The organism is Sodalis sp. RH24, from assembly GCF_047324145.1.
Taxonomy (GTDB): domain Bacteria; phylum Pseudomonadota; class Gammaproteobacteria; order Enterobacterales; family Enterobacteriaceae; genus Acerihabitans.
In genome coordinates, this window is sequence record NZ_CP178729.1 from 1,634,771 (window position 1) to 1,653,394 (window position 18,624).

Here is an 18,624-nt window from a genome sequence, read left to right on the forward strand (position 1 = left end):
CTGAATCAATGCAATCCCAGTACGACAATCTGCAACCATCCGCCGCCCCGGTGGCGGATACCCCTGCCCCACATGCCATCCCCGCCGTCGAGTTCCGCCAGGTTGATAAATTTTTCGGCCCCCACTACGTGATCCGCCAGGTGGATTTCAGCGTCGGACGCGGCGAGGTGGTGGCGATTTGCGGCCCCTCGGGGTCGGGGAAATCCACCCTGATACGCCTGATCAACCAGTTGGAAACCGTAAGCGGAGGTGAAATTCTGATCGACGGCCATCCCACCTCGGCGTTGAAAGGCCGCGCGCTGCGTGAACTTCGCACCCATATCGGTTTTGTGTTCCAGCAGTTTAATCTCTACGGCCATCTTAACGCCCTGGATAATGTCAGCCTGGCGCTGATCACCGTGCACGGCTGGACGCGAGCGAAAGCGCATGCCAAAGCGCAGAGTCTGCTGGAGCGGGTGGGATTGGGCGATAAGGCGTCTTTTCTGCCGGCCCAACTGTCCGGCGGCCAGCAGCAGCGGGTAGCGATTGCCCGCGCCCTGGTCACGGACCCGACGTTGATTCTTTTTGATGAGCCGACCTCGGCGCTGGACCCGGAAATGATCGGCGAAGTGCTGCAGGTAATGCAGGAACTGGCCCATAGCGGCATCACCATGGTGGTGGTCACCCATGAAATGAGCTTCGCCCGCGAAATAGCCGATCGGGTGGTGTTTATGGACGGCGGCGTCATTCTGGAGCAGGCCGACCCGGAGACCTTTTTCAGCGCGCCGGTGCATCCGCGCGCGCAGCGTTTTTTGCAGAAGGTGCTTAATCCGCTGCATGCGCGCCTGGAGGAGAGCTGATGGCCTGGCACCTGGATTGGGCCGGCGTGCTGACCGGCCAGCCCTGGCAATGGATCCTGTCCGGCTTTGCCGCCACCTTGTACGTCACCTTGTTCGGTTGCCTGGCGGCGACGCTGATAACCCTATTGATGCTGGCGCTGCGCCTGGCGCCGGGGCCGATTGGCCGCGCCCTGGCGGCGGCGTTTGTCTCGGTGTTTCGCAACACGCCGCTGCTGGTGCAATTATTGTTCTGGTATTTTGCCGCCTGGGGCGCGCTGCCGCAAGGCGTGCGCCTGTACATCGGCGATATGCACCCCTGGTCGATTCTGCCGGGCAACGTCCTGTGGCTGGCGCCGGAATTCCTTTGCGCCGCCTGGGGATTGTCGCTGTTCTGCGCGGCGTTTTTGCTGGAGGAAATCCAGGCGGGGTTGAACTCCGTGCCGCCGGGACAAACGGAGGCCGCGCTATCGCAAGGGTTCAGCCAGTGGCAAATCCTGCGCCATGTGCTGTTGCCGCAGGGACTGCTCAATGCCTGGCAGCCCCTGGTCGGGCAATACCTGAACCTGATGAAGCTTTCGTCGCTGGCCAGCGGCATCAGCTTCGCCGAATTGACCTATCAGATAGGCCGGGTGGAGAGTTTTAACGCCCACGCGCTTGAGGCGTTTGCGGTGGGCACCGGGCTTTATCTGCTCTTGGGCGTGGCGATGGGATCCCTGCTGATATATGTGGGCCCAAAGCGCCGCGACGGCAGGCAACCGCTGTTGCCGGCGGCCGGCCTCGATGCGCCGCCGGCCGGCAACCCGATAAGCGGAGCGCGCCATGACCTTTAATATCGACGTGATCCTCGCTAACCTGACCTACCTGCTATGGGGACGCCTGGCCGACGGCCAGCCGGGCGGCGTGCTGCTGACGCTGATGATGGCGCTGTGCGCCGGCGCGCTGGCGCTGGCGCTCGGCGTCACGCTGGCGTGCCTGGCCTGGCGCTATCCGGGCTGGACGCGCCGGGCGCTGTTTATCTGGGCTGAAATCATTCGCGGCATTCCGCTGATTTTTGTTATCTTCTGGCTGTTTTTCCTGCTGCCCATCCTGTTCGGCGGCTCGATACCCGGTCCGCTGACGGTGATTCTGGCCCTGGCCTGGTTTACCTCGGCGGCGGTGATGCATACCACGCTCGCCGGCCTGAACGCCCTGCCTGCGGGACAGGTGGAAGCGGGCCTTGCCTCGGGACTGGGCGAGTGGCAAATCCTGCGCCGGGTTTTATTGCCGCAGGCCATGCCCAATCTGCTGCCGTCTTATATCGGGCTGATGGTCTCCCTGATCAAGGATACCTCGCTGGCGTTTATCGTTAACGTGCCGGAGCTGACCACCGTGGCGGGCCAGGTCAATAACCGCGAACAGATCTATCCCACCGAGATTTTTATCTTTATCGGCGTCATTTATTACCTGCTGTGTTATGGCCTGTCCCTGCTGGCCACCCGACTGGGCGCGCCGAAGCCGCTGTCCCGGTAGCGCCCCGCCCGGCGCGTGGGCGGATGCTGCGCCATCCTTACCCGGCGCGGGCGCAATCGCCGGATTCGCTCCCGCGCCGGGCACCATTACAGCATATGGCGCCGGGCCTCGGTCCGCACCCGGTGAAGCACCTGTTGTTTAATGTCGCTGTAGCCTGGGGCCTGCGCCAGGGTCTCGATATCCCGCTGCGGGCCGAACGGCACCCGCACTTCCTCAACGATTTTCCCCGGCCGCGCCGACATCACCAGGATACGGTCGGCGAGAAACAGCGCCTCTTCCACATCGTGGGTGACAAATAAAATCGTCGTGCCGGTTTGCTTCCAGGCGGCGCGCAGCAGTTCCTGCATCATCATCCGGGTTTGCGCGTCCAGCGCGCCGAAGGGTTCATCCATCAGCAATATGTCGGGGTCGGGCAGCCAGGCCCGCGCCAGCGCCACCCGCTGCTTCATGCCGCCGGACAGCTGCCAGGGCGCATGCTGTTCAAAACCCGCCAGTCCCACCCGCTGAAGCCAGGCATTGGCGTCGGCATCGGCCGCCGCCTTTTTCCGGCCCGCCATGCGCGCGCCGAAGGTGACGTTAGCCAGCACCGACAGCCAGGGAAATAAATTGGGCTGCTGGAACACCATGCCCCGGCTGGGATGCGGCCCCCTGACCGGCCGACCCGCGCACAAGATCCGCCCTTGCCGTACCGGCGTAAAGCCGGCAATCATATTCAGGATGGTGGATTTGCCGCAGCCGGAGGGGCCGAGCAATACCACGAACTCCCCGGCGGCCAGTGACAGCGAGACATCGTCCAGCACCGTCAGGGGCGCCTGCCTGCCGGTAAAAACCTGCGTAATATGTTCAACAGAGATATGTGCCGTCATGCGTCCTTCCCCGCCCAGGGCACCAGCCATTTCTGTACTCCCACGATCGCCAGATCCAGCATATAACCGATGGCGCCGAGCAGCAGGATGCCTATCATCACGATATCGGTGCGCAGATAGGCGCTGGCGTTGATCACCATCCACCCCAGGCCCGACGTAGCCGCCACCAGTTCGGCGGCAATCAGCGACGTCCAGCCGACGCCGATGGACAGCCGCACGCTGGTAAACAGCTCGGGCAAGGTATCCGGCAAGACCACCCGCCAGAAAATCTGCCGGCGCGAGGCGCCCAGCGTCTGCGCTACGCGGATGCGGGCATCGCCGATGCGCTCCACCGCGGCGGCGGCGCCCACCACCACGCTCAGAAAAGTGGCGATAAAAATAAGGAAAAATTTCGACGACTCGCCAATACCCAGCCAGACCACCGCCAGCGGAATAAGGGCGATTTTCGGCAAGGGCCGCAAAAACTGCACAAACGGGTTGAGCGCGGCGGCGATGGGCGCCGACAACCCCATCAGCAGACCCAGCGGGATGCCGCACACGATGGCGACGGCAAAAGCGCTCAGCGCCCGCGCCAGGCTCACCGCGATATGCTCCCAAAGCGGCACCTGGCGGTAGCCGTCGCGCAACAGCTCAACCGTAGTTTCTGCCAGATCCGACAAAGGCGGCAGCAATAGCGGGTCGACCCATCGCCGTTCCCCGGCGATTTGCCAGAGCAGGAAAAACAGCGCCACCGAGGCGACGCTGATAGCAAGATGATGAACAACTTTCATAACGGTATTTATTTACCCGCGGCCTGGCGGATATAGCTGGAATTAATCGCCCCGCTCCAGGTGGCCGGGATATCCCGTTGACGTACCTCGCCGGTGCTCTCCAGGAAATGGGCGGTTTTATTCACCGCCTGTCCGATGCCGCTGCCGTCGGTATTGGTGCCGTCGCCCAGCCAGGCGGCGGTGCCCTGCTCGGCGATGGAGGGATATTCCAGGCCGGACAGGGTATTGGTGGCGGTGGTGACGGGCGCGCCTACTTCCCGGGCGACAATGGCGGCGGCGGCATCGGGGTCGCGGCGGAATTCATCCACCTTTTGCTGATGTACCTTCAGGAAGTTGGCCACGATCTCAGGATATTGCCGGGCAAAGGCTTTGCGTACCACGTAGTTGTTATAAATCAGATAACCGTCCTTTTGCAGATCCTTGGTGGCGAACACCTGATGGCCGCCGGACGCTTCCAGCTCCTGGGCAAAAGGCGCCCAGACATAACCGGCGTCGATATCGCCGCGTTTCCAGGCCGCCACCAGTTCCGCCGGGCGCAGCGGGATCAGGGTAATCTTGCCGCGATCGAGTTTATGCACTGCTATCGCCGCTTCCAGCGCGTACTGGGACGTGGAGTTGGGCGGGTAGCCCACACGTTTGCCCTCGATATCCTGCAGGCTATTGATGCCCGGTTTGCCGATCAGGCGCTCATAGGTGGCAATGACGCCGGAAATGCCGACGATTTCCACCGGCAGCTTGCGCACGATGCCGGCGGTGGCCGGGCTGGAACCAAAATTGGCGATATCGATGGCATCGCTGGCGAAATAATTCAGCGCATCGGCGCCCGAGGCGAACTGCACCCACTTCACCTTGGTGCCCAGCGCTTTTTCCAGACTGCCGTCCGCCTTCGCCAACATCAGCACTTGCGAACCGCCGCTGTAGGCAATCCGCACTTCCTGCGGCACCGCCGCAGCGGCAAAGGACGGGGATAATGACATTAACCAGCTGGCCGCGCCAAACGCCGCCGTTATTATTTTATGCATAAAATATCCTGTGAAATGAAAGCGAGTCATTTTATTGTTAGGCCAGTAGCACGGGGCACAGTATAAAGGCAAAGGCTCTGCCTTATTTAGCTAAGATATGAATATTCAAAGTGAATAACTGACTATATGCCGGCCAATACGCTCAACACCGTCGATATGGCGATAAATTAGGCAGTCGTGAAAAATAATTCTTCTTCTCTTCCGTCAACGCTGTAGAAAAAGAGAATATTATTTCATCAATCTCTTTTCAATAGACTGAAATTTATACTTTTTATATTTTTGACTTGATTATAACCAAATAATAGGACCCCACGAATTGGGCGCTTTGGTAATATTCCGCTTATTTCTAAAAAATAACCGCACGGCAACCTTCGTCCAGAAATTCACTAAGGTTATGCGCTATTTTCATTTTAAGCTCAATTGCGAAATAGTGTATGGTTTTGCGCATGTCCTAATACTATTTATCTCATTATGAGGTTACCCATGACCACCGATACCCTGATCAAACGGATTGACGATGCCATTGATCGGCAGCGGGAAACGTATATTGCCGTCAGCCAGGATATACATGCGCATCCGGAAACCGGCAATAATGAATATTACGCCAATAAGATCCTTACCGGCCTGCTGACCGCGGCGGGATTTACGGTGACATCCAACGTGGCCGGGCATGAAACCGCATTTCACGCCGTCAGGGATAGCGGCAAACCCGGGCCGACGGTGGCCTATCTGGCGGAATACGACGCCCTGATCGGCATCGGCCATGCCTGCGGACACAATATTATCGGCGTGACCAGCATCGCCGCCGCCATTGCGCTCGCGGAAACCTTGCCGGAAACCGGCGGCAAAATCGTGGTATTGGGCACCCCGGCGGAGGAAGGCGGGCTAAAGGGACCGGGCGGGCGAAACGGCAATGTCAAAGCCCGTTTTGTCGAACATGGCTTCCTGCGGGGAGTGGACGCGGCGCTGATGATCCATCCCGCCGGCCGCACGCGCCTGTCGGGCCCGTCGCTTGCCAATAATCATCTTTATTTTAATTTTTACGGCAAGCCTTCCCATGCGGGCAGTTCCCCGCATCTGGGCATCAACGCCCTGGACGCGGTGGTGCTGCTCTATAACGGCATCAGCGTACTGCGCCAGCAGCTGCCTGCGAGCGTTCGGGTACACGGCATTATTACCGATGGCGGCCAGGCCCCGAATGTGATCCCGGAATTCGCCGCGGCGCATTATTACATCCGCGCCAATACCCGCGAGGAAGTGATAGCGCTGGAGCCGCGCATCCGCGCCATTGCCGAGGGGGCGGCGCTGGCCACCGGCACGCGCGTGGAGATAGAACACCAGGTGGGTCCGCGCGATTTTCGCATTAACCACACCTTGAATACCCTGCTGCTGGATGTCCTGTCCGCCCATGGCGAACAGGTGGATCTCACGCCTAAAGAAGGTCTGGGGTCCACCGACGCCGGCGATATCAGCCATGCCGTGCCTACCGCGCATCCCTATATCAAGATAGGTCCCGATGACCTGATAGGCCATACGGTGGCGTTTCGCGAAGCCGCCAATTCCCCACGCGGCTACCAGGCGCTGGTGACCGGCGCCCGGGTGCTGGCTAAAACCGGCTACCGGCTGCTGACCGACGCGCATCTGCTCGAACGTATCAAGCAGGAGCAAGCATGAGCTTAATCAATACCATGCGGTTCCATGCCGCCCTGTTTTTACTGTGCGCGGCCCTGCCCGGGTACACCGCCCCGGCCACCGGCGGCGGCGCCCTGAATATCGCCTACGGCAACCGGCCCGGCACCCTGGATCCTTATCTGACCACCAATAACGCCACCTCGGATGTCGACCGTCATATTTTCGAAGAGCTGTTCGTGATTAACGATAAGTTCGAGCCGGTGCCGGAACTGGTCGATCATTACCAGCTCAGCGACGATCGGCTGGTGTATACCTTTACCCTGCGCGACCATATCGTGTTCCAGAACGGCCAGCCGCTGACCGCGGACGACGTTGTCGCCTCCATGAACCGCTGGCTGGCGTTGTCCACCCAGGGTAAAGCCAACCTGCCGGGCGCCGCCTTTACTAAAATCGACCCGTTGACCGTGCAATTGACCCTGAAAACGCCGTCGCTTATCACGCTGAATATTCTGGCCGATGTGAAGAATATTGCCGCCATCATGCCAAAAAGCATCATAGATAAGGCCAACGAGACGAAAAGCCCGGTGACCGAGCTGATTGGCACCGGCCCCTACAGGCTGGCGGAGTTCAAACAGGGCGAATATCTGCATCTCGCCCGCTTTGACGGTTATGTTTCCCGCAGTGAACCGGCCAGCGGCCTGGCGGGCAAAAAGAACGCCTATGTGAAAGATATTTTTTTCCGGTATGTTACCGATGAATCCACCCGGCTGGCCGGCGCGCTGACCGGCGAGTACGATCTGGTGTTTAACCTGCCCAAGGACAATATCGACCAGCTTAAACAGGCGCCGGGCATTCAGTTATTTGCCCCGGAATCCGGCGGTTCGCTTATCACCTATTTGTTCAATAAGAAAACCGGACCCTTCGCCGACGTCAAGCTGCGCCAGGCGTTTAATACCGCATTGGATGTCAACAGCGTCCTGCTGGCCGGCTATAGCGACCCGCGTTTTTTCAGCGCCGATTCCTCCCTGGGATTTCCGCAGCAGGTGGATTGGTATAGCGGGGCCGGCAAACCTTACTATAACGTCAATAAGCTCGACGAGGCCCGCAGGCTGGTCAAGGAATCCGGCTACCAGGGGCAGGAGGTGGTGATTATCGCCACCAAGGAATATGCCGAACTCTACAACCTGGCGATCGTGGCCCAACAGGTGCTGAAACAAATCGGCGTTAAATCCCGGCTGGATGTCTATGACTGGCCGACGGTATTGCAGCGCCGCCAGGACCCGAAAAATTTCGACCTCTGCGCCCTGGAATTCTCCATGCGCCAGGTGCTGCATCAATATCCGTTCCTCGACTCGCGGGCCAATTTCCCCGGCTGGTCCAACAGCCCGGACATCGACAGCGTTCTGGATCGCATTAAGCAGGCGCCCTCGCTACAGGATGCCAAACCGCTGGTGGACAAGCTGCACGTCCTGACCTGGCAATACCTGCCGGTGATTGTGCTGGGCCATACCCAGCCTGAACCCATTGCCGTCAAGGACGGCGTCAAGGGCTACGCGGACCTGATCGGCCCGATTTTATGGAATGTGCAGGTCCCGGATAAATAACCTTTGCCCGGTCGGTTTTTTAGCGGCCCGCTGACGGCCCGGTTACGGCGGGCAAGGATAAACAAATGGTATGGTATGCGTTACACCGGCTGTTGGCGCTGATCCCGGTATTGCTGGTGGTGGCGGTGGTGGTGTTCTGCCTGGTGCATCTTGCGCCGGGCGATCCGGTGCTGGTGGTCCTCGGCAATGACGCCCGGCCGGAAGACGTGCTGGCGATGCGCGCCAGGCTCGGCCTTAACCGGCCGCTGGTTGAACAGTTCTGGCTATGGTTTTCCCGCATCCTGCAAGGCGATCTGGGGTACTCCCTGTTTATGCGGGAAAGCGTGATCACGCTGTTCATGCAGCATCTTAGACCCACGCTATCGCTGGCGTTGCTGGCGCAGGGCATGGCCATGCTGCTCGGTATCCTGGGCGGCGTCGCGGCGGCTTACCGGCGCGGGCGCTTAACCGATCGCCTGATTATGGCGCTGGCGACCTTCGGGCTGTCGATTCCGGGCTTTTTACTCGGCCTGTTCCTGATTTTCTTTTTTGCCGTCCATCTGCGCTGGTTTCCGGTGATCGGCTATAAATCCGGCCAACTCAGCCTGTGGCAAAACCTGCATTACCTGTTCCTGCCGGCGCTGGCGCTGGCCATCCGCATCGCCGCCCTGCTGGCGCGCATGACCCGCGCGGTCATGCTGGACGTGCTTCATGAGAACTACATCAAGACCGCGCGGGCCAAAGGCGTTCCCGAACGGGGGGTATTGCTGCGCCATGCGCTTAAAAACGCCTGGATCCCGGTACTGAATATCTGCGGCGAATCCTTTGGATCGCTTATCACCGGCGCCATCGTGATTGAAAGCGTGTTCGGCATTCCCGGCGTCGGGTCATTGATTATCGATTCCATCGAGCGGCGGGATTTTACCGTGATCCAGGGGTCGGTGCTGCTGATTACCACCAGCTACGTAGTGATTAACCTGCTGGTCGATCTGTCGTTTGGGTGGATCGATCCGCGCCTTAAGGTGAAGGCGTGATGCGCCGCCACCCCGCTTTTTCGCAACGCATGGCGCCCGCGCCATGGCAACCAGGAGGGCCGCGCCATGACGGGATTGTCGCGTCATAAAATGATGCTGGCCGGCGGCGTGATACTGCTGCTGCTGGTCGTGCTGTCGCTGGCCGCGGGGTATTTCAGCCCCTACGATCTTTATGCCCTCGATCCGCTCAGCCGGTTAAAAAGCCCGACCGCGCAGCATTGGTTCGGCACCGATAACTTTGGCCGCGATGTGTTGACGCGCGTGGCCTACGCCATTCGCATCTCCCTGCTGGTGGGCATGTCGGTCACCGCGGCCGCCGGGGTATTCGGCTTGATAACCGGCCTGCTGTCCGCCTGGTACCGGCCGGTGGATCTGATCGCCATGCGCGTTTGCGACGGCCTGTTTGCCTTCCCTTCCCTGTTGCTGGCCATTGCCATCGTCGGCATCCTGGGGCCGAACACCCTGAATGTGGTATTGGCGCTGTCGCTGGTATATATCCCCTCCATCGCGCGGGTGGTGCGCTCGGCGGCGCTGGTGATTAAGGAAAAGAATTATATCGAGGGCCTGAGGGCCCAGGGCGCCACCGACGGGCGCATGATCTGGCGCCATATCCTGCCGAATGTGATGTCGCCCTTTATCGTGCAGATCACCTTTATTTTTTCCGTGGCCATTCTTACCGAGGCGGCGTTAAGTTTTCTCGGCTCCGGTGTGCCGGCGCCGATGCCCAGCCTGGGCAATCTGCTGCTGGAGGGTAAAAAAGTGATCTTTACCTCCTGGTGGATGACCTTTTTTCCCGGCATCTCGATCGTTATCCTGATCTTAGCCCTTAATATCCTCGGCGACGGCCTGCGCGACCTGCTGGATCCCACCATCCGCCCCTTGCCGCGACGCGTGCTGGGCATGTTAAGAGACAGGCCTTAGCGTTATGGCAGACAGTATGATACCCGGCGCCCCGCTGCTGGCGGTGAATGACCTGGTGGTCAAAATAGCCACTGAACAGGGCGTTGTCAGGCCGGTGCGCGGTATTTCTTTCGCCGTGAAGGCGCATGAAACCCTGGGCATTATCGGCGAATCCGGCTGTGGTAAAAGCGTCACCGCCGAAGCCGTTATGGGGCTGCTGGACCCCCGCATCACCGAGGCGCAGGGCAGCGTGCGCTTTAACGGCCGCGATTTGCTGGCGCTATCGCAGCGCGAGCGGCGCGCCATCCAGGGCAATACCCTGTCGATGGTTTTCCAGGATCCGCTGTCGAGTTTAAACCCGCTCTTTACTGTCGGCCGCCAGATCGGCGAGAGCCTCCAACTGCACGCCGACCTGTCCCGCCGGCAGCGGGCCGCGCGGGTGATGGCGCTGCTGGAACAGGTGGGCATCCCGGATCCGGCGCGTTGTTGCGCCGCTTATCCCCATGAAATTTCCGGCGGCATGCGCCAGCGGGTGATGATTGCCATGGCCGTGGCCTGCCATCCGGCGCTGCTTATCGCCGATGAGCCGACCACCGCCCTGGATGTGACGATTCAGGCGCAAATCCTGCAGTTGCTGGAGTCGCTTAAGGCCGCCAACGGCATGGGCATCATTTTGATTACCCATGATTTGTCGGTCGTCGCGCAAATGTGCCAGCGGGTAATCGTCATGTATCTGGGTGAAGTGGTGGAGGAAGCCGACGTCATGACCTTATTCGACCGGCCCCGGCACCCCTATACCCGGGGTTTGATGGCGGCAATCCCGTCGCTGCGCGGCGCGCGTCAATCCCGGCTGACGGAAATCAAGGGCAGCGTGCCCCCGCTTACCGACAGCCCGGCCGGCTGCGGCTTCGCCCCCCGCTGCCCGTTTGCCGGCGCCATATGCCGGCGTCATCCGCCGCTGGCGGCGATAAGGGATGGCGGCGCGACCGCCGGCCCGGAGGCTTCGCGTCATGCCGTTCGCTGCTGGAAAGCCGAAGAACTCGACCGGGAAACAGTATTATGAACCCAACTGCCGTTTACCCGCCGCCGCTGTTGCGCGTTAGTCACCTGACGAAAAAATTCAAAGTCCGCCAGGGTCTGCGCACTCGCTGGATCACCGCGGTGGATGACGTTAGTTTTCATGTTGATGAGCGGGAAACCTACGCCTTGGTGGGTGAATCCGGCAGCGGCAAAAGCACGACCGGCAGGACGCTGCTGCGGCTCACCGACGCCAGCGCGGGGCGCGCCGATTTTGCCGGCCGCGATATTTTCAGCCTGTCGGCGGCGCCCCTGCGCGCCCTGCGCAAAGATATACAGATGATATTCCAGGATCCGCTGTCCTCCCTGGATCCCAAGCGTACCATCGGTTACAGCGTGGCGGAGCCGTTAATTATCCACGGTATCGGTAATAGCGCCGAACGCGAGGCCCGCGTCGGGCAACTGCTCGCCAGGGTGGGTTTCAGCCCGGCGGACGCCAAACGCTATCCGCACGAATTTTCCGGCGGACAGCGCCAGCGCGTGGGCATCGCCAAGGCGCTGATCCTCAATCCCCGGCTTATCGTCTGCGACGAGCCGGTCTCGGCGCTGGATGTTTCGATTCAATCGCAGATCCTGAACCTGCTGCTGGAACTGCAGCGGGAAAATGGTCTTGCCTACTTATTTATCGCCCACGATCTCAGCGTTGTGCACCATATCGCCGATCGCATCGGCGTCATGTACCGGGGACGCCTGGTGGAGGAAGCGCCGGCGGATGCGCTGTTTGCCGACCCCCGGCATCCCTATACCCGCTATCTGCTGGCCTCGATACCGCCGTCGCATCCGCGTTTGAAAACCGTCGCCGCCACGCCCGCCCTCCGCGCCGATACGGGGCCGCATACGGGCCGGGGCTGCGTCTTCAGCGGCAAATGCCCGCACGCGATGCCACGCTGCTTTACACAGTTGCCGATTGATCGCCGCGTCGGCGACAGGCATCATGTTGCCTGCCATCTTGCCGGCTGATCGGCGCGCGCCGCAACGCCGGGGCGGGCGGGCATGTTTTCTAACCAATCTGGATTGTCATGGCCATTGTGAAAGATAACCACCCTGAACAGGCTTTACCGGTCGCCCGCGCCGGCCGCAAAGTGCTGGGCGCGGCCAGCCTGGCGCATTTATATCATGATGGCGCGACCGACATGCACTACCTGCTGTTTGCCGTGTGGCAGCAGCAGTTCGGCCTGTCGATGATGCAAATCGGGCTGCTCAAGACGCTGTTTTCAGGCTCGCTGGCCGTCTGGCAGATTCCAGCGGGCGAACTGGGCAAAGCGTTTGGCGAGCGCAGGCTGTTAATCGCCGGCACGCTGCTGTTGTCCGCGGCGTTATTTTTATATGGTTTCTCCGGCGGCATCCTGCCGCTGATGGCGTTGATTATCGTGGGCGGCATGGGCGCCAGCGTGCAGCACCCGTTGGCATCAAGCTATATTTCACAGTATTTTACCGTCCGGCAGACCCGGCTGGCGCTAAGCACCTATAACTTTTTCGGCGATGTCGGCAAGTGCCTGATTCCCAGCGCCATTTCTGGTTTATTGTTACTCATCGCCTGGGGCTGGTCGGTACGGGTCATCGCGGTTGCGGGCATCCTGGTGGCCGTCGGCCTGCGCTTTTTGTTGCCCCAACGCGTTGCCGGACAAGCCGGCGTTGCGCCGTCGCCGGGACGGGAAGGCGCCGCCTATCAGCCGCTGCCCCGCGTCCCCGAGGCCAGACGCCGGTTAGCCTTTATCTCCTTATGCGTTATCGGCAGTCTGGATAATGCCACGCGCGCCGGCACCCTGACGTTCCTGCCTTTTTTACTGGCCGCCAAGGGCGCGACGCCCGCCGGCGTCGGCTTCGCGCTGACCACCATTTTTATCGGCGGCGCCTGCGGCAAATTAGTCTGCGGCGCACTGGCGCCCAGGCTTGGGGTATTACGCACCGTGGCCGTCAGTGAAATATTCACCGCCGCGCTTATTATTGCTCTGTTATTTACCCCGTTAACCGCCAGTTATCTGTTGCTGATTCCCTTAGGCATCGCGCTAAACGGCACGTCTTCCATCCTGTACGGCACCGTGGCGGAACTCGCCAAACCCGGCCAGCAAACCCGCGCTTTTTCCATTTTTTATACCATCTCCCTTGGCTGCGGCGCCCTGATGCCTATCGTCTACGGCGCGCTCGGCGATCGTATTGGTATCGTTCCCGCGCTGAATATCGTGGCGCTGTTGCTTATCGGCGTGCTGCCGCTGCTGCTGCCGTTAAGGGTCATCAGCAAATAAAATTTTGCGGATGATGGATTAAAAAAAAAGGATTTTCGCCCTCCAGCGGTTATATTCTACCGATAGTTCAGCGGCCTTACGGCAACCCATGTTCTGTCCGCCGCTGTTTATTTAGCGGATTAAGCGGGGCGCCATGGCTGCGGCTGTAACAATTTTTATCTTCACGATCGTATTGGTTATCTGGCAGCCCAAGGGACTAGGCATCGGCTGGAGCGCCATGCTCGGCGCCGGGCTGGCGCTCGCGAGCGGCGTGGTAGAGGTGGCTGATATCGCCGTGGTGTGGCGGATAGTATGGAATGCCACCGCCACCTTTATCGCTATTATCATTATCAGTCTGTTGCTCGATGAGTGCGGTTTTTTTTCCTGGGCGGCGCTCCATGTCGGCCGCTGGGGAAACGGCCGTGGCCGGCTGCTGTTCAGCTATACCATTCTGCTGGGCGCCGCCGTATCCGCCTTGTTCGCCAATGACGGCGCAGCGCTTATCCTCACGCCAATCGTGATGTCCATGCTGCTGGCGCTGGGGTTCAAGCGCAGCACCACCCTGGCGTTTGTCATGGCGGCGGGTTTTATCGCCGATACCGCCAGCCTGCCGCTGGTGGTATCGAACCTGGTGAATATCGTCTCGGCCGATTATTTCAAACTGGGTTTTAATGCCTATGCCTCGGTCATGGTGCCGGTCAATATTGCCGCCGTGGCCGCCACCCTTATTACGCTGCACCTGTTTTTCCGGCGTGAAATACCGGCAAACTATGACGTCGCGCGCCTGCCTGCGCCGAAGGATGCCATTCGCGACCCGGCCACCTTCCGTACCGGATGGGTGGTGCTGATCCTGCTGTTGGGGGGCTTTTTCGGCCTGGAACCGCTGGGCGTTCCGGTCAGCCTGATCTCCGCCGCCGGCGCGCTGATCCTGTTTGTGGTGGCGAAAAAGGGCCGCGCCATCAATACCGGCCGGGTGCTGCGCGGCGCACCCTGGCAAATCGTTATTTTTTCCCTGGGGATGTACCTGGTGGTGTATGGCCTGCGCAACGCCGGTCTGACCCATGCGCTGTCCGCCCTGTTAAGCCGGTTCGCCAGCCAGGGCCTGTGGGTGGCGACGCTCGGCACGGGATTCCTGACCGCGTTCTTATCTTCCGTGATGAATAACCTGCCCAGCGTACTGGTCGGCGCGCTGTCGGTGGAAGGCAGCACCGCCACCGGCGTGGTTAAACAGGCGATGATTTACGCCAATGTCATCGGCTGCGATCTCGGGCCTAAAATCACCCCCATCGGCAGCCTGGCCACCTTGCTGTGGCTGCATGTGCTGGCAAAAAAGAATCTGAGCATTTCCTGGGGTTATTATTTTCGCGTGGGAGTGGTAATGACGCTGCCGGTACTGCTGGTGACGCTGGCGGCATTGGCCCTGCGCCTGTCGTTACCCTTTTAATGCCAGGCGCGGCCAGCGGCTATTCGCCGGTCGCGCCGGAAGATCAGTTTTTCATTACAGCATATTTACCCGGCCCTATCAGCATAATCACCAGGCCGCCGAAAAAGTAGAGCGCTTCCGTTTCCAATGCCCAGGCGCCGACATCCGTGAGTTTATAAAAATGCCCCATGCCAACCAGCAGGGTAGCCACCAGCAGATTAAAAGCGATAATAAACGCCGCCGGCCGGGTCATAAACCCGACAATAATCATGATGGGGGCAATAATTTCGCCGATAAAGGCGCCATAGGCGATAAAACCGGGCAACCCGTGGCTTTGCAATAAATCAGCGATCCAGCCGACGCCGTGCTGGGTTTTGGCGTAACCATGAAATAACAGTAGTATGCCGAAGGTCAAGCGTAACAGAAGCTTACCCGCGTTGGGGCCATCCACGAAACGTGCAAATCCATTATTAATAGCAGTAAGCATAAGGGTTATCTTCAATAATATTCGTAACAATGTAGGGCTACGTTACCCGATATCCTCTCCGGCATCTAATCAAATAAACTGATAGAGATAGTCAAAAAAGTATCATGTTATTTAATCTGATGACGCCGACAGCAATATTGTCGCGGTTGATAAATAAAAGCATGAGGAAAATAGTTCAACCTGCCGTGGGTAATAATACCGCGATGGATTATAGCCGCGCCCGGTCAGCCGATCCCCGCCTGATGCAAATCGTGCAGATTAAGCGCGCCGACCAGGCGTCCCTCGGTATCCACGACCGGCGCGGCGGTGATATGGTGCTGGTGCAACGCCGCCAGCGCCGCCCCGGCCCGCCATTCCTGCGGCAACCGATAGCCCGGCTGGGTCATGGCATGCCCGACGCACTCGTCCAGTCCATGTCCTTTCACCAGCCAGCGGCGCAGATCGCCGTCGGTAAATACGCCCGCTACCCGATTTTCGCTATCGCATACCGCCACCAGGCCAAGACCGGTTCGGCTCAGTTCCAGCATGGCGTCCAGCACGCTGTCCTGCTGCTTGATCCTGGGCAAACGGTCGTCGCGGCGCATGACATGATGCACCCGGTTCAACAGACTGGCCCCCAGGCTGCCGCCGGGATGCGATCGGGCGAATTGCTCGGCATCGAATCCGCGGTAACGCATCAGCGCCATCGCCAGCGCGTCGCCGATCATCAGCGTGTTCACCGCGCTTGACGTGGGCGCCAGCCCCATCGGGCAGGCCTCCCGCTCAACGCTGATATCCAGCACGCAGGCGGCGGCCTGCGCCAGCGGTGAATCAAGGTTGCCGGTAATGGCCACCACCGGGATACCGCTTTCGGCCAGCAGCGGCAAAATCAGCCTCAGTTCCTGGGCGCGGCCGGAATAGGAGATAAACACCACCACGTCCTGGCTGCCTATCATGCCCAAATCGCCGTGCAGCGCCTCGGCGGGGTGGACAAAAAACGCCGGCGTGCCGGTACTGGCCAGCGACGCGGCGATCTTTTTACCGATATGCCCCGATTTGCCCATGCCGGAAATCACCACCTTTCCCCGGCAGCCGAGCAACAGCCGGCAGGCGCGCGTTACGCTGTCGTCCAGGCGGTCGCGCAGGCGCCGCGCTTCGGCGATCTCGATATCGAGGGTTTCCCGCGCGTACGCCAGCAACCGGTCACTCATCGTCTTCTCCCACCAGCATCACTTCAATGCCCCTCTCCCGCAGCGCGGCCAGGTACACCGGGTTAATATCGCGATCGGTGATCAGCAGATGGACGGCGTCCAGTTCGCAGACCACGTTGGGGCTTTTACGACCGAATTTAGAGGAATCCACCAGCAGGATGAGCTGCTGCGCCGCGCGGCACATGGCCTGGCTAACCGTGTGGACTTCGTTGAAGGTGGTCACGCCCGCGTTCAGGTCCACCCCGTCCGCGCCGATAAACAATTTATCGAAACTGAAATGGGAAAACGCCGCTTCGGCCAGGCTGCCGTGAAACGATGCCGAGTTTTTACGATAAGTCCCCCCCGGCATCAGGATGGTCTGATCGTTATCCAATTCTACCAGTTCATTGACAATCGTCAGGCTATTGGTCATCACGGTGATATTATTGAACTGCGCCAGATAGGGCACCATTTGCAGCACGGTACTGCCGGCATCGAAGATCAGGGAATCGCCGTCGTTAATCAGGCCGGCGGCCCGGCGGGCGATTTGTTTTTTCTTGGCGGTATTGATATGGGTCTTGCGGTCGATGGGCTGATCGCCCTCCTCCCGGCTTAATACTACCCCGCCATACGTGCGGATAACCGCCCCCTCTTCTTCCAGCAGGGTTAAATCCTTGCGTATAGTGGTACCCGTGGTGGCAAAACGACTGGCAAGATCCTCCACGGCCGTTTTACCGTGCGTTTGCAGGTATTCCAGAATTGCCGCATGGCGTTGCTTTGGTTTCATAACAATTTCCGAATCGATTGGCGAAATAGCCACTGACGGAGATTATACCTTGAATACCATTCCAAATGAAAGATACCACCTTTTAAAATGAAAATATCATCATTTCGGTTCAATCGCTAAAGACAGCGCGGTTTGCAATGCCGGATCGCGCGGAAATATGACATACGCAATGAGCTGTGCTTTTGACAGGCCGATTAACGCCGTCAGCCGCCGTGGCCGGGCAAATACCGTGATGCCGCGCAGGATAAAACCATCGCATACCCGCTGCTCGCCGTCAAAAGCCAGCGCCAGTACCACCCTGGCCTTAAAGCGGCCGGCGGAACGGCCCACGCCCACGTGTCCCCGCAGGCACAAGGCGTCGAAAGCGCGGTTGAAACTGCGGATTTGCCATCCGCCCAGGATAATCTGGCCTATCCAGGCCACGATCGCGATTGACACCAGCAGCGCCGTTGCACTCATCCGGGCATCTCCTCCAGGAATAATTGCCCCGCCGGAGGCTTCCGGCGGGGTGGGTGCGGGTCAGAACATCACCTGCCCGCCGGTAATATTAATGGATTGCCCTGTGCAGTAAGAGGCTTTGTCACTGGCATAAAACAGCAGCATATTCAGCACATCCTGATACTCGCAGCCGCGTTTCAACGGCACCTTGTCGATATAATACTGTTCGACCTGATCCGCGCGCAGGCCAAGCTTTTTCGCATATTGCGGCAACAGCGACTGGAACATCGGCGATTTAAGCAAGTTGCCCAGCATCAGCGAGTGAACGGTGATTCCATACTCCGCCAGATCCAGCGCCAACGATTGAGTCAGTCCCACGCCGCCGAACTTGGCGGCGCTGTAGCCCGAATTATGCTTACTGCCCACTTTACCCGACTTGGAGTTTATCTGGATAATCCGCCCGGCGGTGCCGTCACGGATCATGAGTTTGGTAAATTCGCGCGCGCACAGGAAATAGCCCACCAGGTTCACCTGCAACGACAGATCAAAATCCACCAGTGCAAACTGGGTGATGGGCGCCGCCTTGGCCAGGCCCGCGCTGTACACCAGCAGGTTGACCTGGCCGAACTGCTGGTCGACCTGCTGCGCCAGACGCGTCACGCTCTCTTCATTCGTCGCGTCCGCGCCAAAACCAAATGCCGTTCCCTCCCCCAGGCGGGCGTTGATATCCGCCGCCACCTGCCAGGCATGCTGCGCATTTAAATCGGCCACCGCCACCCGGTAACCGGCCTGCGCCAACCCTGCGCATAAAAAGGCGCCGAGGGTTTGACCACCACCAATGACTACCGCAACCTGCTTCATACACGTGCTCCTACAGAATAATA

Annotated in this window: 19 protein-coding genes; 11 read left to right on the forward strand and 8 right to left on the reverse strand. The window is 59.7% G+C overall.

The window, feature by feature from the left end; genetic code table 11:
- Positions 1-8: 8 nt before the first annotated feature.
- Genes ACL2XG_RS07455 through ACL2XG_RS07465 form a run of 3 tightly spaced genes read left to right on the forward strand, consistent with a single transcriptional unit; the run spans position 9 to position 2,327 of the window.
- On the forward strand, positions 9-839 hold the full coding sequence (locus ACL2XG_RS07455) for an amino acid ABC transporter ATP-binding protein (protein WP_413722461.1): 831 nt from the start codon (positions 9-11) through the stop codon (positions 837-839).
- Positions 839-1,648 (forward strand): amino acid ABC transporter permease, encoded by an 810-nt coding sequence (locus ACL2XG_RS07460; RefSeq protein ID WP_413722460.1) that lies wholly within the window; start codon positions 839-841, stop codon positions 1,646-1,648. Before ACL2XG_RS07455 ends, ACL2XG_RS07460 begins: the two co-directional genes overlap by 1 nt.
- A complete protein-coding gene (locus ACL2XG_RS07465; protein ID WP_413722459.1) occupies positions 1,638-2,327 on the forward strand; it encodes an amino acid ABC transporter permease in 690 nt (229 codons plus the stop codon). Before ACL2XG_RS07460 ends, ACL2XG_RS07465 begins: the two co-directional genes overlap by 11 nt.
- A gap of 86 nt (positions 2,328-2,413) precedes the next feature.
- Here the strand turns inward: ACL2XG_RS07465 and ACL2XG_RS07470 are convergent, their stop codons facing one another.
- The 3 genes from ACL2XG_RS07470 to ACL2XG_RS07480 are packed head-to-tail and all read right to left on the reverse strand — an operon-like array spanning position 2,414 to position 4,940.
- Complete coding sequence (locus tag ACL2XG_RS07470) at positions 2,414-3,193, reverse strand: ABC transporter ATP-binding protein (RefSeq protein ID WP_413722458.1); 780 nt, start codon at positions 3,191-3,193, stop codon at positions 2,414-2,416.
- Complete coding sequence (locus ACL2XG_RS07475; RefSeq protein ID WP_413722457.1) at positions 3,190-3,963, reverse strand: ABC transporter permease; 774 nt, start codon at positions 3,961-3,963, stop codon at positions 3,190-3,192. The genes ACL2XG_RS07470 and ACL2XG_RS07475 overlap by 4 nt, the downstream gene beginning before the upstream one ends.
- Before the next feature lie 8 nt (positions 3,964-3,971).
- On the reverse strand, positions 3,972-4,940 hold the full coding sequence (locus ACL2XG_RS07480; RefSeq protein ID WP_413723419.1) for a glycine betaine ABC transporter substrate-binding protein: 969 nt from the start codon (positions 4,938-4,940) through the stop codon (positions 3,972-3,974).
- Between the two features lie 528 nt (positions 4,941-5,468).
- Here ACL2XG_RS07480 and ACL2XG_RS07485 point away from each other — a divergent pair.
- The 8 genes from ACL2XG_RS07485 to ACL2XG_RS07520 all read left to right on the forward strand — a co-directional run bounded on the left by ACL2XG_RS07485 (position 5,469) and on the right by ACL2XG_RS07520 (position 14,880).
- The gene (locus tag ACL2XG_RS07485; protein WP_410015699.1) at positions 5,469-6,659 is read left to right on the forward strand and encodes a M20 family metallopeptidase; all 1,191 of its coding nucleotides are present in this window, start codon (positions 5,469-5,471) and stop codon (positions 6,657-6,659) included.
- Entirely contained in the window at positions 6,656-8,221 is a 1,566-nt protein-coding gene (locus tag ACL2XG_RS07490; protein WP_413722456.1) for an ABC transporter substrate-binding protein, read from the forward strand. Before ACL2XG_RS07485 ends, ACL2XG_RS07490 begins: the two co-directional genes overlap by 4 nt.
- 65 nt (positions 8,222-8,286) lie before the next feature.
- Positions 8,287-9,234: an ABC transporter permease gene (locus ACL2XG_RS07495; protein WP_413722455.1), complete on the forward strand. Its 948-nt coding sequence runs from the start codon at positions 8,287-8,289 to the stop codon at positions 9,232-9,234.
- A 66-nt stretch (positions 9,235-9,300) separates the two neighbouring features.
- Entirely contained in the window at positions 9,301-10,155 is an 855-nt protein-coding gene (locus tag ACL2XG_RS07500; RefSeq protein ID WP_413722454.1) for an ABC transporter permease, read from the forward strand.
- A gap of 4 nt (positions 10,156-10,159) precedes the next feature.
- Entirely contained in the window at positions 10,160-11,197 is a 1,038-nt protein-coding gene (locus tag ACL2XG_RS07505) for an ABC transporter ATP-binding protein (RefSeq protein ID WP_410015703.1), read from the forward strand.
- Entirely contained in the window at positions 11,194-12,171 is a 978-nt protein-coding gene (locus ACL2XG_RS07510; protein WP_410015704.1) for an ABC transporter ATP-binding protein, read from the forward strand. The genes ACL2XG_RS07505 and ACL2XG_RS07510 overlap by 4 nt, the downstream gene beginning before the upstream one ends.
- 59 nt (positions 12,172-12,230) lie before the next feature.
- Positions 12,231-13,457 carry an MFS transporter gene (locus tag ACL2XG_RS07515; RefSeq protein WP_410015705.1) on the forward strand — a complete coding sequence of 409 codons (1,227 nt, stop codon included), beginning with the start codon at positions 12,231-12,233 and terminating at the stop codon, positions 13,455-13,457.
- 133 nt (positions 13,458-13,590) lie between these two features.
- Positions 13,591-14,880 carry an arsenic transporter gene (locus ACL2XG_RS07520; protein WP_410015706.1) on the forward strand — a complete coding sequence of 430 codons (1,290 nt, stop codon included), beginning with the start codon at positions 13,591-13,593 and terminating at the stop codon, positions 14,878-14,880.
- A 43-nt stretch (positions 14,881-14,923) separates the two neighbouring features.
- On the opposite strand, the gene ACL2XG_RS07525 is transcribed toward ACL2XG_RS07520, so the two are convergent.
- The 5 genes from ACL2XG_RS07525 to srlD all read right to left on the reverse strand — a co-directional run bounded on the left by ACL2XG_RS07525 (position 14,924) and on the right by srlD (position 18,601).
- Positions 14,924-15,346 (reverse strand): DoxX family protein, encoded by a 423-nt coding sequence (locus ACL2XG_RS07525; RefSeq protein WP_413722453.1) that lies wholly within the window; start codon positions 15,344-15,346, stop codon positions 14,924-14,926.
- 224 nt (positions 15,347-15,570) lie between these two features.
- Positions 15,571-16,536 carry an arabinose-5-phosphate isomerase GutQ gene (gene gutQ / locus ACL2XG_RS07530; RefSeq protein WP_413722452.1) on the reverse strand — a complete coding sequence of 322 codons (966 nt, stop codon included), beginning with the start codon at positions 16,534-16,536 and terminating at the stop codon, positions 15,571-15,573.
- Positions 16,529-17,302: a glucitol operon DNA-binding transcriptional repressor SrlR gene (srlR, locus tag ACL2XG_RS07535; protein ID WP_410015708.1), complete on the reverse strand. Its 774-nt coding sequence runs from the start codon at positions 17,300-17,302 to the stop codon at positions 16,529-16,531. The genes gutQ and srlR overlap by 8 nt, the downstream gene beginning before the upstream one ends.
- 99 nt (positions 17,303-17,401) lie before the next feature.
- Positions 17,402-17,761 carry a transcriptional regulator GutM gene (gutM, locus tag ACL2XG_RS07540; protein WP_413722451.1) on the reverse strand — a complete coding sequence of 120 codons (360 nt, stop codon included), beginning with the start codon at positions 17,759-17,761 and terminating at the stop codon, positions 17,402-17,404.
- A 60-nt stretch (positions 17,762-17,821) separates the two neighbouring features.
- Positions 17,822-18,601, reverse strand: a complete 780-nt coding sequence (srlD, locus tag ACL2XG_RS07545) for a sorbitol-6-phosphate dehydrogenase (protein ID WP_413722450.1) — start codon at positions 18,599-18,601, stop codon at positions 17,822-17,824.
- Between the last annotated feature and the right edge of the window lie 23 nt (positions 18,602-18,624).

Bases quoted from the DNA above. Each gene is read 5' to 3' on its own strand.
- ACL2XG_RS07455 (WP_413722461.1), top strand. From the start codon at position 9: ATGCAATCCCAGTACGACAATCTGCAACCATCCGCCGCCCCGGTGGCG.
- ACL2XG_RS07460 (WP_413722460.1), top strand. From the start codon at position 839: ATGGCCTGGCACCTGGATTGGGCCGGCGTGCTGACCGGCCAGCCCTGG.
- ACL2XG_RS07465 (WP_413722459.1), top strand. From the start codon at position 1,638: ATGACCTTTAATATCGACGTGATCCTCGCTAACCTGACCTACCTGCTA.
- ACL2XG_RS07470 (WP_413722458.1), bottom strand. From the start codon at position 3,193: ATGACGGCACATATCTCTGTTGAACATATTACGCAGGTTTTTACCGGC.
- ACL2XG_RS07475 (WP_413722457.1), bottom strand. From the start codon at position 3,963: ATGAAAGTTGTTCATCATCTTGCTATCAGCGTCGCCTCGGTGGCGCTG.
- ACL2XG_RS07480 (WP_413723419.1), bottom strand. From the start codon at position 4,940: ATGTCATTATCCCCGTCCTTTGCCGCTGCGGCGGTGCCGCAGGAAGTG.
- ACL2XG_RS07485 (WP_410015699.1), top strand. From the start codon at position 5,469: ATGACCACCGATACCCTGATCAAACGGATTGACGATGCCATTGATCGG.
- ACL2XG_RS07490 (WP_413722456.1), top strand. From the start codon at position 6,656: ATGAGCTTAATCAATACCATGCGGTTCCATGCCGCCCTGTTTTTACTG.
- ACL2XG_RS07495 (WP_413722455.1), top strand. From the start codon at position 8,287: ATGGTATGGTATGCGTTACACCGGCTGTTGGCGCTGATCCCGGTATTG.
- ACL2XG_RS07500 (WP_413722454.1), top strand. From the start codon at position 9,301: ATGACGGGATTGTCGCGTCATAAAATGATGCTGGCCGGCGGCGTGATA.
- ACL2XG_RS07505 (WP_410015703.1), top strand. From the start codon at position 10,160: ATGGCAGACAGTATGATACCCGGCGCCCCGCTGCTGGCGGTGAATGAC.
- ACL2XG_RS07510 (WP_410015704.1), top strand. From the start codon at position 11,194: ATGAACCCAACTGCCGTTTACCCGCCGCCGCTGTTGCGCGTTAGTCAC.
- ACL2XG_RS07515 (WP_410015705.1), top strand. From the start codon at position 12,231: ATGGCCATTGTGAAAGATAACCACCCTGAACAGGCTTTACCGGTCGCC.
- ACL2XG_RS07520 (WP_410015706.1), top strand. From the start codon at position 13,591: ATGGCTGCGGCTGTAACAATTTTTATCTTCACGATCGTATTGGTTATC.
- ACL2XG_RS07525 (WP_413722453.1), bottom strand. From the start codon at position 15,346: ATGCTTACTGCTATTAATAATGGATTTGCACGTTTCGTGGATGGCCCC.
- gutQ (WP_413722452.1), bottom strand. From the start codon at position 16,536: ATGAGTGACCGGTTGCTGGCGTACGCGCGGGAAACCCTCGATATCGAG.
- srlR (WP_410015708.1), bottom strand. From the start codon at position 17,302: ATGAAACCAAAGCAACGCCATGCGGCAATTCTGGAATACCTGCAAACG.
- gutM (WP_413722451.1), bottom strand. From the start codon at position 17,761: ATGAGTGCAACGGCGCTGCTGGTGTCAATCGCGATCGTGGCCTGGATA.
- srlD (WP_413722450.1), bottom strand. From the start codon at position 18,601: ATGAAGCAGGTTGCGGTAGTCATTGGTGGTGGTCAAACCCTCGGCGCC.